This is a genomic window from Myroides profundi, assembly GCF_000833025.1.
Classification (GTDB): domain Bacteria; phylum Bacteroidota; class Bacteroidia; order Flavobacteriales; family Flavobacteriaceae; genus Flavobacterium; species Flavobacterium profundi_A.
Map to the genome: position 1 here is coordinate 2,529,180 of NZ_CP010817.1, position 15,589 is coordinate 2,544,768.

Below are 15,589 nucleotides of genomic sequence, written 5' to 3' on the forward strand. Positions count from 1 at the left end.
CGTATGATAAATCCATACTGTCTCCGTTAAAAAGCCTGTTTTAACGGAGACAGTACGGACTCATAACGGACTCACTACGGACTCATTCGCATTTAAACAAAAAGAGCTACCTCATCAGTAGCTCTTCTCATTTACTCTTTAAGCATTAGCTTATATTCTCGTTTATTACTCTTAGGGTTAATATCTATAAACTCATACTGATCAATATTACTCAATACTTGTTCGAATCGCTTTTTTGCTTCTTCTAAAGTCCAAGTCGTAGGAAAGTAAAAACCGTCAAACTTGCTCTCTGTAATATCTGCTTTAAACTCGTGGATATAATCATAAAACCCACCATACGCTAGGGCGATCACCCCTGACCACTGTATAGCATAATGCTTATTAGCCAATGGTGTAAAGCTAATGGTATGATTCGCCGAAAGGTCATGGCCTAGTAGGTAGATACCAAAAGCCAATTCAGACTCTAACATATCATCTGCTAAAGGAAGCGGATTAAGTACAAACTCTCTATTATCTAATAAATCAAAACTAAAAGGTGTGGTCCCATCAGAAAGAAGAAGTCCCCCTTCATCTGACCAATAGGTAGAAGACAAAGTACACTGATGATAATTATCCCACACGATTCTAGACTGCCACTCGCTCATACTGGTATACTCTGCATCATCGTCGAAGTCCTCTTCCTCATCTTCTATATACTCTTCTCCTTCGCTTAGATAGTAGTATTTTGACTTTAGGTGTAGGTCAAACCACAGTTTGCCTGATTCGTCTAAACGACCTGCCCAAACAAACTCTTCTAACAGATGGGGTTTAGGATAGGCACTGTCGATAAATGTAATTGTACTCATGTATATGCTGCTTAACAAAATATTGATACGGCCAAAGCTACAAATATCTAGAGTAGTAATACAAGCTTTTTCTTTTATAAACAGATATAAAACTCTATGTTTATTACGACCTCTATTTTTAGGTAAATCGATAGTGTAACAGCCTATAGTAGTTCGCTGTTCTACTTTCGAACAACTGTTTTCCTACAAAATCGAAAATGATATTCTTTAAATCTAATAAGGATACGATGTCTTCATTGATTAAAAATCCTAACTGCCCACAGAGCAAAATCTGTTTCTCTAAAGTCATACAGCAGTGAGAGATATCGTCTAAGTAACAAACAAAATCTTCTTCTATCTGACTCTTTAATCCCAAACCGATATACAAAGAAATCATCCCACTAATCTCTCTCATCTTAGCGATCGCTCCTAGATGATCCTCTTTAAAGTTCTCTAAGGTTAGTTTATAGATTGTTAACTTTAGTTCTAATGATTTAATCAACATCGCATCTCGCTGATATACACTCACAAAGCTCATAACAAATAGTTTATAGATTAACTATACTCCTACCATTACAATACCAAAGAAAGCATTTCTATGTGAAGAAATTGTTATGTTTTGAGTTAATATAGACTATGATTTCAAGTAGTCTACTACTTCTCTGATGTTCTTTAACTGTCTATAGTTTTCATAAACTAGCTCTTCCTCTACGACTTCGTGTGCCCAAGTCACATGAAAAGGAACGTGTAGTGCCGCCCCTCCAAGTTCTAAAACTGGGATAATATCAGACTTAACTGAATTTCCTACCATCATAAACTCCTGAGGTTGACAAGATAGCTTGCTTACTAAATTTCCATAATCCAATATCTGCTTATCACTCATCACCTCTACATGGTCAAAATACTTAGATAGGGAAGAATTCTTTAGTTTTCGCTCTTGATCTAATAAATCACCTTTAGTCGCTAGTACTAGCTTATAGTTGCCATTTAGTTGATCTAGTGTTTCCTCTACTCCATCTAAAAGAGTGATCGGCTTATCGATCAGTTCATGTCCCAACCCCAAGATGCGGTGCATTAATACATCTGTCATTTGAGCTCCTGTAATCTGAGCTCCCGTCTCTAATAAACTCAATAAAAAACTCTTCGCTCCGAAACCATATCGGTCTAGATTTCGCATCTCTGTTGCAAAAAGGGCTTTAGACACTTCTGCTGCTGGTAAATAATCTTTTAGAAGCTCACAAAAAGCGTGCTCTGTCTCTTGGTAGTATATCTCATTATTCCAAAGTGTATCATCTGCATCAAATGCTATGACCTGTATATCTTTACTCATATTCTATTTCTTTATATCCTTGTCAAATATAAAGATTGACTAGCGATTCTAAAAAGACTTTTGTCTTTCTTCATTTATTCTACTGATGTTCTTCATTATAATTCCTTATCCCATAAGATAGTCTTGATTCTTCTACGAATCGATCAAAATCAGACATATACTCATAATCTTGTACTGTACGGTATTTGTTATACTCTACTTCTGCCATCTGCTTCGCTACCATCGCTGAGACTTTGCCTGCGTCCTTGAGCACATCATATTCATTAAAAGATAAGAACGCATCTAATCGATCTATCCAGTCAGCCATTTTCATTGCTTTTTGGCGTTTAGCCATATTCTCTGCAAAATCCAAATACATTGATACTACTCTATTCAACTCTGTCAATTCCTCTATATTCAAATAGTTTTTAGCCACTACTACATCACTCTTCAGGATCTTTCCTCCTTGTTTCTCATTCTTCCAAGATGTCAATCCCATATTCTTCTGATTCGAATTAGCTCTTTTCTTTATTAATTCGGCAGCTGTATGATTGTGAATCGCCCAATGTAATTTATTCTGCACTATTGCATAAAACTCTTGAGTAACTTTCGATTTAGGATCATAGTCAATAGATGTTGCATAAATATCTGTAATCTTCTGATAAAAAAGACGTTCACTACTACGTATCTCACGAATACGTTCTACTAATTCCTCAAAATAGTCTTTGCCGAATAATTGTTGTCCTTGCTTTAAGCGCTCATCATCTAACGCAAACCCTTTTATCAAGTACTCCCTCAATACTCCATTAGCCCACTTTCTAAATTGTGTTGCCTGTACAGAATTAACCCTATACCCCACAGATAGTATCATATCTAAATTATAGAAGTTAGTCTTATATTTTTTACCATCAGAGGCAGTATGTGCAAAATTTGCACATACTGAATCCTCTTCTAATTCACCGTCTTTTAATACATTAGCAATATGCTTTGTGATAACACTTCTATCTACACCGAATATCTCACTCATTGTCTTTTGTGACGCCCAAATAGTCTCTTGATTACTATCAACTATAACTTGAACACTTGTTTTACCTTCTTTATTCTGATAAAACAGAAAATTCGAAACGTTGCTCTCTTCTTTCATAGTATATATTTGTAAGTAGTACTTAATCAATACTTCGCAATCTACTCTATTTTATACACTTACTCTTTAAATACATTGCTCTAAATAATAGCAAAAGCCCATCATGTGATGGGCTTTTCTATATTTGCGTATCTTTATATTCTACTAAAAAATTACTCTGTTATCATCACCAATCTTTTTCCACTGCTAAGAGGCATATCCCATACCTCACTTATCTCTTGCCACGGATAACTCACTGTCTCAAGGCGTAACTTCCCTGCTACTGCTAAGTCAAAAGCTTCTGGTAATAAGACTTTAAAGAAGCGAACCATCTCTTCATCTGTCCAACTGCCTATTCCAGATCCTAATAGCATAATGTCCGTTCCCCTCAGTATAGAAGAAGACAACTCCATCATATCACCAGACATCGCTCCTACATTGACAAAACGAGTTCTATGTTGATACTTGCCTTTACCTTTTAATGCGGTCAATATAGCCGAAGCGCTATCTCCCCATAAGTAATCGATCACTACATCGATAGGTGTTTCTTGATGTACTTGACTAAATGCTGTTACTAGAGTTTCTTTATTCTGATGCAGACTGATCACCTCATCTGCTCCCAGTTCCTTTAATGAGGATAATGCTTCTTCATTGCGCCCTGTCACGATTACTTTACTCGCTCCATAATGTTTGGCCATTTGTACAGCTACTTGCCCTGTGACACCTGTAGCTCCATTGATCAGCACTACTTCTCCCTTTTGTAACCTTGCTCTGACTACCATAGCGATCACAGACCCCATAAGGGCATTAGGCATAGTGGCTGCCATTGCTAAATCAATTCCTTTAGGTAAGGGTACTAGTTGATTCTTATCTACGATGGCATACTCACTTAACATCCCCTGTAAGCCAAATCCGTAAGCCATCGTCCCGTCTGGAAGCTCACCTACTCCATCTGTTCCGATAACAAAAGGAGCAAAAGGTTTAGTACTTACTGAATAATGCTTGCCACTAGCGATAGCTCTATCGAGATTCTTAATCGAAACTGCCTTGATTTTCATCAACACTTCTTCTGATGAACTCACTTCTACAGACTTAAAATCGGTAGTATATACAGGATTCTGTCCTTTTTCTTTTACAATTACTGCTTTCATATCTCTTTATTTTATAGAGACAAAAGTATTGGATAGCAACCGTGTATATCGATAACAAATGTTATCAAATTAGGACTTTAGCAGCTTGCTTTTGATACGGCTTAAGTGAACCTTAGATATTCCTATATAAGAAGCGATATAGTGCTGTGGAATACGTTGTATCAACTCTGGTCTACTCTCATAAAGCTTAAGATAACGCTCCTCTGGGGTTGACTGTACAAAAGATAAGCTGTGATTCACATAGTCGAATGTTCGCTGAAAAATCACATCTATAAACAGATCTCTATACTCTGGCGTAGCTAAAGAGTCTTCTAATAATGGTCTGATATCTTCTTTATCAGCCACCCATACCACTGTAGGTTCTATCGTCTCAAGAGTAAATTTACTAGGCATTCCCCTCCAAAAACTCTCAATAGAAGAAACCATACTGTTCTCTAAAAAGAATTGAAAAGTCACCTCCTGTCCATCTTTATTAATCCAAACACGCAGACATCCCTTGCTTACCCAAAATACTTTATTCGCTATCGCTCCCTCCTCTAACAATACTGTTTTTGCAGGATACACTTCCTCTCTAAAATAAGGTTTATACTTATTGATAAACTCTTGGCTAAGTAAAGAATCTTTATCTACTTTTTCGAACATAACTATTGATAATTCTACTGTTTAAAATTAAAACTTATTAGGGTATCATAAAAGCTAATTTAGCACTTATAACAACAACTAGCATCAGCATTACAGTATTAAATAATTTTCTAAAAATAAATCAAACAACCACTCATTTTACATAAAAAATTAGATCATTCAAATGATTACCAACTTAACAATCACAAAAATAACTTAAATTTGTAAAAAAATATTACACTATGAAAAATTACATTACCACATCCTTAGTCATTATGGCTGCTATAGGAGTACAAGCACAAGACTTCAATGTCAAAAAAGGAATTGTAACAATTAATAAAAAAGAAATCGCTAAGATTGACCGAAAAGGAGTTGTTTATAAATTCACTAGTTTAGATGATAAGACTACCTTTTGGGCAGAAGTGAAAAGCAGCGCTAACAACAACTTCTGGTTACAACTTAAAGGAGAAAATGGAAACGTACAGGATATGGAGATGAAAAATGTTCCATTTACACTAAGTAAAGAGAAACAAGCTATTATGGCAGTATACTTTTCTGCAGATGGTCTGATCACAGAGGAAGGTATTAACTCTGAAAGAGCAACCGAATTGTTTCAATCTTCTAATAAAGAAATTTCTGAAAAATGGAATAAAATAGATGGTGATAGAAAAGCTGAAAAAGCAGAAGAAACTGCTCTTTTAAAGAAAGCGAATATCAATGTCACAGATGATGCAAGCATCATGCAAGGGGCTGACAAAATAGGTTTTATCAATACAAAAACAACTAAACAAGCGTACTCTTCACATGAAGCTACAATAGCTGATATCAAAGGAAATGTTATCGCTAAAGTGAGTTATGACGAAACAAAAACAATGAACGCTAAAAGAGGAGTTACGCTGACTACGTATGATGACAAACAGTTTGATATAACAGACCTTAACTATTTCATGGATGCTACAGATCCTATAAGAGCGAATCCTGTGTTTATAGCTAAACTATATGCTAACGGCTATAAATTTGGCGATATGACTCAACAAATAAAAGATTATCGCGACGCTAAGACTGCTGAAAAACAAGAAGAATATAATAAGCATGTAGTAGAAGCTAGAGGAAAATCACGTAATATCTATGATCAAGAGGGGTATGTGATCGATAAAAAAGGAACTAAACACACTGGATTAGTAACTATTGAATTTGAATCTGTACCTCGCGATGGAGACTATAGAATAAGTGGTAGCGTTGGGATAGCTGATGTTAGTAGCTATGGTAACTCAGTTGCTATCAAAACTGACAAAAAAAGATTAAACTTTAAAGCAAAAGAGGGTGTAGAGTTTGGTGTAGGTAATGAGCGTTATATCGGTACTCCTACCTCTGATGACGGAGGACTGGGCAACTCTAATGGAGAGCTAGATGTATTTGGAGGCTCTAGCAAATTCTTAATAGTCGATTATGACAATGGTGGAAATATGGTGCTACACCACCTTAAAACACCTGATGGTTTCTACCTTCTATTAAAAGGACAGAAAAAAGCAATCTATTTAGGTAACAAATCTACTTTCGGAACTAGAAAAGAGGATACAACTAAAAAATTATTTGATAAATATGTCAACTGTGGTGCTCTTCAGTTCTCTAACTATGATACCAATACATTCGAAGGTCTTAAAAAACTAGTAGATGACTATGTGCAGTCTTGTAACTAATCTAAATTATAAAATCAAGCCCATCATACGATGGGCTTATTTATTTATATTCTTAAGAGCAATTTATCCCACTCATTTTCTTCCTCTTCGATAAGTCCACTAACAAGCTCGTTGACAGTCTCAATTCTTTCAATTAAAGTATCTATGATCTCTTCTTCTAATACACCTAGATCCTTGGCCAGCATTAAACAGGTATGCAATAAAGCACATTCCCTTCTCGTGCTCTCAAGCTGATCACTTAGTATACAGTTTTCAAAGGTGGATAATTCTATACTCAATGGAATCTTTAATACCCGCTCTCGAATATGAGCAATTAAATCTGCATGATCAGAACTCTGATCTACTACAGACTCCTTATACAGGTAAGTAACTAAGTCCATTGCCTTCTCCCAAGCCTCTAAGGTCTTTTTAGGTTCCTTTTTTAACATAATGAATAATTTTTTAGTTCATTATATTACATCTAAAACAATACCAACTAAAGATAGTCAAGATGAACAAATCGTTAGGAGAATATTATGATTGATTACTAAGCGCTTAATCATTAACAACAATAATTCGATTAATAACTAAGTCAAAAAAGGGAGTAAATAAAAGTAAAACAGAGTCCGATATTTATATCTAAACGCAGTGGGTATAATGACTCAAAAGGTTTTTGCCTTATAAATTTGCTCTTTTCTTTCCGAGTTGTTCCCAAAAAGTACGGTTTTAGCAAGGTCTTGAAAGCATTTCGGAAACAAGACTAAGCCATGACAGTAATCTGAAAACATTTAAAACAAGTTTTCACAAGACAAAATCATCCCAAATTATCTATGAAAATACCACTGATAGAAATCAGTATTAAAAGTATCAATCTTACAGTTAGGAATAATTTGTTTTAGCACCCCTTCTTGATGTTGTTTACGCAAGAAACGATTAAACAGTACTGGATGAGGAAAACGTTCTTTTAAAGTCTTATTTTTACGTATTTCATCATATAAATCCGTAGAACGCAACTCTACTTTAGTCGGTTGATCTACAAAGTATTGATTCAACTGATCTCGTATAGTCACTAGTAGTTTAATATCACTTGGCATTCTAGTAAATACTGTTGGACGAGTATGGCTTTGACTCTCTTCTGTTTCTTCTTCCTCTTCTTCGTGCTCATCCTCTATCTCATCTAGAACCTCGTATACAGGCTCATAAACAATCACTTCTTCAGGCTCTTCTATCGTATCTAATACTACCTCTATCTCTGCTACACGGTGTTCATTTATCAGATCGTGCAATTTATACTGTAACTCCTCTAGATAAGCTCTATATACCTCATCTATCAACAAATTAGGTTGTAATAGCATGGCAGCACCTATATCCTTACACTCTACTAGTTGAGGATACTTTTTATAATTAGACACATAGTTAAAGGTTAATTTATGTCTCTCCATCTGAACTGCAAAACGCATCCATAAGTCAACATTCAACGGAGGCTCTCCATCAGCTTTTAACCAATCATTGTATTTCCAATTTAATATCCACCCTTTCTCGAAGGTATTCATCACATACTTAGAAGTCACATAGATCGTTACTTCTGCCCCTTCTTTAATCTGCTCTAATCCCTTCACAATAGCCATAAGCGAAATACGAGATTGAGAGTTTTCTATAAACCCCTCTGCAAATGTTTTGCATTGATCACCTATACACAACATATTAGCATAAGCCTTAGCGTCACTAGAGGTATCTATCTTTACGCGAGTATATAGGTCTATTTTGTATTTCATATCTATTAAGAGGATTTGAGTACTTAAAGATAATGACTTCTGAGTAAATCACAACAAAATATAACAACAGAAAAACAAAGACTATAATAAATACAAAAAAAGGGACAAGTGCACTTGTCCCTTTTTTCCTTAATAAGTTTAAAACTAATCTCTATACCTAATATTAAAATGAATATAGTAATTGAGCAGCAATATTTCTCGGAGCGATTTCATTAATATATCCTGCTCTGAAATATGAATTATAACCTAACTTATCAAAAATATTATTTGCATATAATTTTATTCTTGCATTCTTATACGTATATCCTAATTGCATATTAAATGTTGTATAATCTGGCATATCGAATGGTCTTACATTTTCATAAGAGCCATGCCCATCTGATGCTCTAGCATATTCATTAACAGGTCTTTTCCCAACAAAATAAACTCCCATACCTACAGAAAACCCTTTTAGTACACCTTGATCAAACTTATAATTAGCCCACCCATTAGCTGTGTGTTCAGGTGTATTCATAGGTGCAGAGCCATCTACATAGTTAGGGCTATCTTGATATCTAGCTAACAGATTAGCATAACCTAACATTACCTCAAGATTATTAGTGATTTTTCCATTAATTTCTAACTCAAAACCATTTCTTCTCAAGTCACCTGCTCTTAAATAAGTATTAGTACGTTGATTATTCTCATCAAATACCTCATATAACAAGTTATCCTGATTAATAAAGAAATAAGTAAAATTAACTCCTAGATGATCATTTAACCAATTGGTTTTAAATCCAAATTCAATTTGTTTAGTATCCGCAGCCCCAGCAAAGCCTCCATCAGCCATTTTATAATTTGCTTGTTTTAAACTTGTCGTTGTAGTGTATGAAATAAAAGTGCTAATATTCTCTTGAGGTTTAAAAACTAATCCTACAGCTGGATTCCATCTAGCTACAGTTACATCTTTTACATTAATACCATTTAATCGACTATAACGAATCCCTAGCATCGCACTTAACTTATCTCCTATCTGAATATAGTCTTGTGCCATAAACCCATAAGTTGGTGAAGTTTCATCTGCTAATACACCACCTTTACGAGATGTCATTCTAAACTCTAAACCTTCAGGTCTATTGTTATTTACTTCACCTAGAACATTAATCGTTTCTTTAAATAACTTCCCTCCAACATATCCATCATAATTTGTTGTCTTAGTCTTATATTCTCTGAAGTCAAACCCCAATTGGAAAGTGTGCTTTAGAGCACCTGTAAACACATCTTTTCCAATAAAATCAACTTGTATAGCAGTGCTTCTATCAGACTTTACAGATTTACCTATTGTTCTTTCTCTTAACTCAAACTCTTTCCAATCTGTGATTTGATTTTGTCTTTTTAATAATCCTAAAGCAGAATCTTCTAAGTCAGTATCTGTTATAGAATTTAAAGATGATACACGCATAGACAATTTATCAGATAATTGTCTTTCAAAACGAGCTACATAATTTAGTGACTTTAAGTGCATATTATCTTCTTTAAAGCCTAAAAACTTATTATGAGGTAATTTATACAATCTATTTACATAATCAGGTCCTATATTCTCTGTTCCCTTATCCACAGTATAATCACCTTCTAAAAAATCCATTTCAACTGTCAGTTTTGTTTTATCATTAATCTTCCAAGCTAGAGAAGGATTTATATAATAATGATTATTATTCACATAGGTTCTCCACCCATCATTTCGTTCATATGATCCATTAAAACGCAACGACAAAGTCTCTTTCTTATCTAAGACTTGCTCTATATCCACAGTAGGGCGAATATGTCCATAACTTCCTGTTCTAAACCCCACTTCCCTTTTATTATAAAAATTCGGTGTCTTCGTGACTAAATTAATAACTCCACCTACAGCTCCTAGTCCATTACCTATACCTTGTATTACAGCAGCAGATCCCTTAATGACTTCTACACTCTCTATTCCTTGCATGTCAGCGATACCAGACCCTCTTCTAAAGTCAGACTCCATAGCTACTCCATTTCTCAAAACAGGAGTTCCTCTAAATCCGCGAATAGACATACTCTCAAAAGGAGTCCCATAAGTAGCAAACTGAGTAACTCCAGCTACATTTCGACTAGCTTCTGTAATAGTTAAAGCTCCTTGTTCTTTAATAACCTCTCCTGGTACAATACTAATAGCTAGTACTTGATCTTGTATGCCTAGAGGTAATCTTGTGATATATTCTAATTTCTTGACATCTTTGTTACTTTTACCATAAACTGTAATATTCTCTAATTGACTATCCGAAGTCATCGTAAAATGATAAGACTCTTCTTCTTTATGGACATTCACTTTTTTTTCTAAGCTACTATAACCAATCGACATAATTTTAAGCAGTACTTTTCCCTTAGGAATAGCTTCTAATACAAAATCACCATTCTCATTAGTTTCTGCATATTTATTATTATTCTCAGCGAGTACTGACACAAAGGGAATTGGCTTATTAGCACTATCCACTATACGTCCTTTGATAGTAGACACTTGCGCTATACTGGCTATTACACCTCCAATAGTAAAAATCAATGTAGTTATTCTTTTCATACCTAATTATTTATAATCATTTTTAATAACATACAAATTAAAACGATTCTAAATAGAAAACATCGAAAACAGAAAGCTTTTTAGTTAACTAAACAAACACAAACACAGCTATTTAGTTAAAAAATCAAATAATACAACCTTTTTTACCAAACACAGTAATTAACAAACAATACTATATTGATACTCACACACAACTTATTAGTATAAAACACTCTATAAGTGAGTACACTTAGACAAATACATTATCCCATTATCAAAACACAATACGTTAGACTTTAGCAATAAGGATAAAACATAAAACTGCCCTCTAAATAAATATAAAGTTGTTAATTTACAGTATGTTTTTTGTGGTATATAAAGTACTTATAAACTTAAAAAAAAATGTTATGGCAGAGCATGGAAGTATCCTTATTTATCAGACAAAAGATGTCTTCACTAAGATAGAAACCCGTTTAGAGAACGAAACACTATGGTTAACTCAAGTCTAAATGGCAGAATTATTTCAAAAAAATAGAACTGTCATTACCAAACACATAAAAAATGTATTTGAAGAAGGTGAACTAGTAGAACAAACCAATGTGCAAAATTTGCACATTGCAAATTCAGACAAACCTGTTAAGTGTTATAATCTAGATGTAATTATATCTGTAGGTTATAGGGTAAAAAGCATTCAAGGAACTAAGTTTAGACAATGGGCAACTAGATGACATCTGCAGAGTAGAAGAAGATTTTATAGAGTATATCTTAAAAACAACGAAGATATTAGCCAATAATATATAGATAAAGCACCCAAAGTCAAAAGGCTTTGGGTGCTTTGTTTATGTTATAACTAAATGTCCTACTTAAATTTCTTCTTTATTTTCTGAACTTACTGATACATCACTTTTTACGTGTTGTAATAGCCAGTTATATACCTCCATGTGTCTATATAGATCTTCTACACTCCCATGTGTACCTCCTTTGACAACTTGTAGTTCTACAGGAGCTTTTTTATCACATTTTTGAATAGCAGTCATTATCTTCTTAGACTCTTTTAGTGGTACGATAAAGTCTTTATCACCATGAATAAGCTTAATAGGGATATTAGTCACTGCACAGGCATCTCTTTCTTCTCCTCCTCCGCAGATAGCAATAGCTGCAGCTATACGATTAGGATACTTACCAGCATATTTCATCGTACCATATCCTCCTAGGCTCATTCCAGTTACATAAATGCGACTCTCATCGATATTATAATTTGCGATCATATAACTTACGATTTCGTCCACCTTATCCGCATTCCATGGCCCAGAAGGCAATTGAGGAGCTACTAAATAAGCAGGGATATCTAGTCCCTTCTCTATTCCTTTTAACGCACCATATCTCTTTACCCTATCTATATTGGTTCCCGAAAGACTTCTCCCATGTAAGAAGATAATAAGAGGGTTCTTTTCTTCTACGACTTTAGGTTCGTTTAACCAAAATTGATAAGTCGTTTTATCCAAAATAGCTTTGGGTTGAGCAAAGGTCGTCAATGAGACTAGACAGATTAATACCGTAAGAAATTTCATAGTTTTTTTGAAAGTAAATATACTTGTAATCTGTTAAATTCAAAACAAAAAAATCACTGTAAGCATTGCATTTACTGAGTTTACCCTTATATAAAGTTAGATAACTAACATCTAAACACTTAGTATTTCCACAACATTAAACCAGCCTGATACCCTGCCCCTAATGTCCACATTAAAAAATAATCTCCTTCTTTTAGAGGTGTTCCTTCTTTCTGGTATTGATGTAAAGCTAAAAAAGGACTAGAAGCTCCTGAATAACCAAACTCTTTCGAATAAAAAGGTACTTTTTCTTCTGGTAAGTGATAATGTGATTTAATAATCTTAATGTTTTTCAGTGATAACTGAGAGAATAAGAATAAACTGATATCTTCTATTTTCAGGTTGTTCTTTGCTAAGAAAACTTCTATTTTATCTAAAGCAAACTCTACACTTCCACTTCCATCAAATGATGTATCCCACATTGTTAATTCATCAGATAAAGAACAAGAGTGCCCTTGAGGAGGATACAGAACAGTATCACAAAAACTACTATCTGTATGATACATGACGTCTACTAATCCAGATGTAGTAGTCTCTTTCTCTACTATAAATGCAAAAGCAGAATCTGAAAAACAAAAAGCTGTTACAGGATTTTGACTATCTAGAATACGAGATAACTGATCAGAACACACTACTAGAGCATTTTTAGCTCTACTACTGCTATTGAGATAATGCGCTACTTGATCTAATGCTACAAATGCCCCAATACAATTAGCGTTAATATCATAACACATTGTATTATTCTTTCCTTGCAAAGCTTGGTGTATAAAGATAGAATCACAAGGGATCTGATGCTCTGGAGTACAAGTCACAAAGACAATAATATCTATTTCTTCTATTGAAATACCACTTTGCTTTAATACTCCTTTTGCCGCCTCAATTCCCATAGAAACCGTAGTTTCCTTTGAATCTTTAGCTACTACAAATCGATTATGCCTACCAAGTGCTTCTTGTATCTTTTTCATAGAGACACCTTGGCTTTCGAATTGCTTAATTACTCCCTCATTGCATTCGACATTAGAGGGATGATAAAAATACGTGTGTTTCAATTTCATATTAAACTGTTTTTTGATTATTACTTTTTTCAACCACTCATAAAAGTATTACTTTTTATAAATAAAAAATAATATATATTTAAAACAACACCTAAAAAGCATATTTAAATTGTAATAATTATAAATAATAAAAACATAAAACAGTAATAATATAAAATATTTTAACTCATATTAATTAATTCTTTTTAACTAGTACACACATTTCGGTTATTAAAAATAATAGTACACTTTCAAAGATTATTATCTCCTCTAAAAATAAAAGCTTAGTATTAGATAATTACTAAGCTTTTATTTTTACTTTATTTTATATTCTAAACCTATTAATCACTTATAAAGCAAATTACGTGCTGAATCACCAGCGATCACTAATCCTCCTGCCATCATGATAATATCCTTTAAGACTAGTCGTCCAGCACCTGATAAATAAGGGAATCCATAGTTAGGTGTAGGAAAATCACCTCCTAAATTAGGCACATATACTTCTGGAGTAGTGATTAGAAATGATAGTGTGACCAAAGACATGCCTAATGTTAATACCCCTCCTAAAAAACCGAGTCTAGGATACCATATCCCTAATAATACGAGTACCCCTATACTTACAATCACTGCACCTAGAACATACGAAAACACATAAGTACCATTCTGTTTATGCCAATCAATGTTCTTCTGCACTACTTTGCCCTCGGGATTTTTATGTTGAGTGTATTCATATACTTCTTTGCCAGATTCATCTAATACTTTTTTTGTTGAATTTTGATAGAAAAAGCTCATAAAAGGGCTATTCGTTACAAAAGGTACGATACCATCCGCTTCATATTGAAAAGCTTTTAACCCTCCTATCCAAACCATGACAATACAGATAGATAAACGAAGAAAATGAATCGATTTTACTTGTAAACTGCTAAATAATACTAAAATTTGTTTCATTGGTTTTATTTTATTTTTCAACAAAACTAGATAGTTTAGCAGAGGAATAACATGGACTATTCCTTCTATTCCATAGACTTTTTTGCCACTACTGATATTCCTACTTGTTCTCTGAATATCTTAGGAGATACGCCTACTTCTTTCTTAAAATAACGGCTAAAATAAAACTCATCCTCAAATCCTAATAACTTAGCTATCTCCTTTACACTTTTATAAGTTAGATGAAGTTGTTTTTTTGCTTCCAAAATAAGGCGCTCTTGGATTAATTTAGAAGGTGTTTTTCCATAATACTTTCTAACCTTTTTACTAAACACATCAACAGATAAATGATACTGCTCTGCATAAAATGCTACCGCTCTAGACTCCATAAAATGCTCTTCTAGCATCTCTTGAAAGCTAGCTATATCTTCTAAGGACAGCCCTGAAGTCTTTTGTTTCTTATTGATCAACTGTTTCTCTTTACTACTCAGTGCTAATACCAATTGTAAATACGTCTTGAGAATCGGAATATCATAAGCAGACTGTTGGTGTTCTAATTGCTCTATTTTATCAAAAAGCTGAGTCAATTCTAGAAATAAAGATGGCTGAATAGGAACATAAGGAACATCAAATAATGTATTAAATAAGACTCCATTACATGCTACCTCCTCTTTGTGATATTCTATACAATAAAAGTCTCCATGAAACTGTATAGTCTTCATTGACTTAATATCTACTTTCTCCCATGTCAACAACTGATAAGGAGATAAAAATAAGATATACTGTCCAGAACAAGAATATCTATTAAAATCTAAAGAAAAAGTAGCTTCACCATCTATCAGAATAGCAAAATAATAAGGCTTATCTATAGGAGATAACGCTCCCTCTAACTGCTGTGTACTTACTTTTATAGGATAATGCATAATAAATAACGTAATAATTGTGTTTCAAAAAAGAACTCTATATAACTACTTTACTT

At 33.9% G+C, this 15,589-nt stretch carries 15 protein-coding genes; 2 read left to right on the forward strand and 13 right to left on the reverse strand.

Annotation, left to right across the window (positions count from 1 at the left end; all coding sequences use genetic code 11):
• Positions 1 to 131: 131 nt before the first annotated feature.
• The 6 genes from MPR_RS11075 to MPR_RS11100 form a co-directional block, all read right to left on the reverse strand.
• Positions 132 to 845: a hypothetical protein gene (locus MPR_RS11075; RefSeq protein WP_041892604.1), complete on the reverse strand. Its 714-nt coding sequence runs from the start codon at positions 843 to 845 to the stop codon at positions 132 to 134.
• A 118-nt stretch (positions 846 to 963) separates the two neighbouring features.
• Positions 964 to 1,362 (reverse strand): four helix bundle protein, encoded by a 399-nt coding sequence (locus tag MPR_RS11080; RefSeq protein WP_006258166.1) that lies wholly within the window; start codon positions 1,360 to 1,362, stop codon positions 964 to 966.
• A gap of 96 nt (positions 1,363 to 1,458) precedes the next feature.
• Positions 1,459 to 2,154: an HAD family hydrolase gene (locus MPR_RS11085; protein ID WP_041892606.1), complete on the reverse strand. Its 696-nt coding sequence runs from the start codon at positions 2,152 to 2,154 to the stop codon at positions 1,459 to 1,461.
• 79 nt (positions 2,155 to 2,233) lie between these two features.
• Positions 2,234 to 3,277 (reverse strand): virulence RhuM family protein, encoded by a 1,044-nt coding sequence (locus MPR_RS11090; RefSeq protein WP_041892609.1) that lies wholly within the window; start codon positions 3,275 to 3,277, stop codon positions 2,234 to 2,236.
• A gap of 152 nt (positions 3,278 to 3,429) precedes the next feature.
• Positions 3,430 to 4,407 carry a quinone oxidoreductase family protein gene (locus MPR_RS11095; RefSeq protein ID WP_041892611.1) on the reverse strand — a complete coding sequence of 326 codons (978 nt, stop codon included), beginning with the start codon at positions 4,405 to 4,407 and terminating at the stop codon, positions 3,430 to 3,432.
• A gap of 69 nt (positions 4,408 to 4,476) precedes the next feature.
• Positions 4,477 to 5,049 (reverse strand): Crp/Fnr family transcriptional regulator, encoded by a 573-nt coding sequence (locus MPR_RS11100; protein WP_041892613.1) that lies wholly within the window; start codon positions 5,047 to 5,049, stop codon positions 4,477 to 4,479.
• 221 nt (positions 5,050 to 5,270) lie between these two features.
• Between MPR_RS11100 and MPR_RS11105 the strand changes: the two genes are divergently transcribed.
• Positions 5,271 to 6,728 (forward strand): hypothetical protein, encoded by a 1,458-nt coding sequence (locus tag MPR_RS11105; RefSeq protein WP_139177139.1) that lies wholly within the window; start codon positions 5,271 to 5,273, stop codon positions 6,726 to 6,728.
• A gap of 44 nt (positions 6,729 to 6,772) precedes the next feature.
• Here MPR_RS11105 and MPR_RS11110 read toward each other — a convergent pair whose 3' ends face one another.
• From MPR_RS11110 to MPR_RS11120, 3 genes are all read right to left on the reverse strand, one after another.
• Positions 6,773 to 7,156 carry a four helix bundle protein gene (locus MPR_RS11110; protein ID WP_074761253.1) on the reverse strand — a complete coding sequence of 128 codons (384 nt, stop codon included), beginning with the start codon at positions 7,154 to 7,156 and terminating at the stop codon, positions 6,773 to 6,775.
• 375 nt (positions 7,157 to 7,531) lie between these two features.
• Positions 7,532 to 8,482, reverse strand: a complete 951-nt coding sequence (locus MPR_RS11115) for an RNase H family protein (protein ID WP_041892617.1) — start codon at positions 8,480 to 8,482, stop codon at positions 7,532 to 7,534.
• Between the two features lie 163 nt (positions 8,483 to 8,645).
• Positions 8,646 to 11,060, reverse strand: coding sequence for a TonB-dependent receptor (locus tag MPR_RS11120; RefSeq protein WP_041892619.1), 2,415 nt, complete (start codon positions 11,058 to 11,060; stop codon positions 8,646 to 8,648).
• 488 nt (positions 11,061 to 11,548) lie between these two features.
• Between MPR_RS11120 and rhuM the strand changes: the two genes are divergently transcribed.
• On the forward strand, positions 11,549 to 11,767 hold the full coding sequence (gene rhuM, locus MPR_RS11125; RefSeq protein ID WP_052472724.1) for a RhuM family protein: 219 nt from the start codon (positions 11,549 to 11,551) through the stop codon (positions 11,765 to 11,767).
• A gap of 135 nt (positions 11,768 to 11,902) precedes the next feature.
• Here the strand turns inward: rhuM and MPR_RS11130 are convergent, their stop codons facing one another.
• From MPR_RS11130 to MPR_RS11145, 4 genes are all read right to left on the reverse strand, one after another.
• Positions 11,903 to 12,610 (reverse strand): carboxylesterase family protein, encoded by a 708-nt coding sequence (locus MPR_RS11130; RefSeq protein ID WP_041892621.1) that lies wholly within the window; start codon positions 12,608 to 12,610, stop codon positions 11,903 to 11,905.
• A 119-nt stretch (positions 12,611 to 12,729) separates the two neighbouring features.
• Positions 12,730 to 13,704 carry a 3-oxoacyl-ACP synthase III family protein gene (locus MPR_RS11135; RefSeq protein ID WP_041895433.1) on the reverse strand — a complete coding sequence of 325 codons (975 nt, stop codon included), beginning with the start codon at positions 13,702 to 13,704 and terminating at the stop codon, positions 12,730 to 12,732.
• A gap of 324 nt (positions 13,705 to 14,028) precedes the next feature.
• On the reverse strand, positions 14,029 to 14,631 hold the full coding sequence (gene rclC / locus MPR_RS11140; RefSeq protein WP_041892623.1) for a reactive chlorine resistance membrane protein RclC: 603 nt from the start codon (positions 14,629 to 14,631) through the stop codon (positions 14,029 to 14,031).
• A 65-nt stretch (positions 14,632 to 14,696) separates the two neighbouring features.
• On the reverse strand, positions 14,697 to 15,533 hold the full coding sequence (locus tag MPR_RS11145; protein ID WP_041892625.1) for a helix-turn-helix domain-containing protein: 837 nt from the start codon (positions 15,531 to 15,533) through the stop codon (positions 14,697 to 14,699).
• Between the last annotated feature and the right edge of the window lie 56 nt (positions 15,534 to 15,589).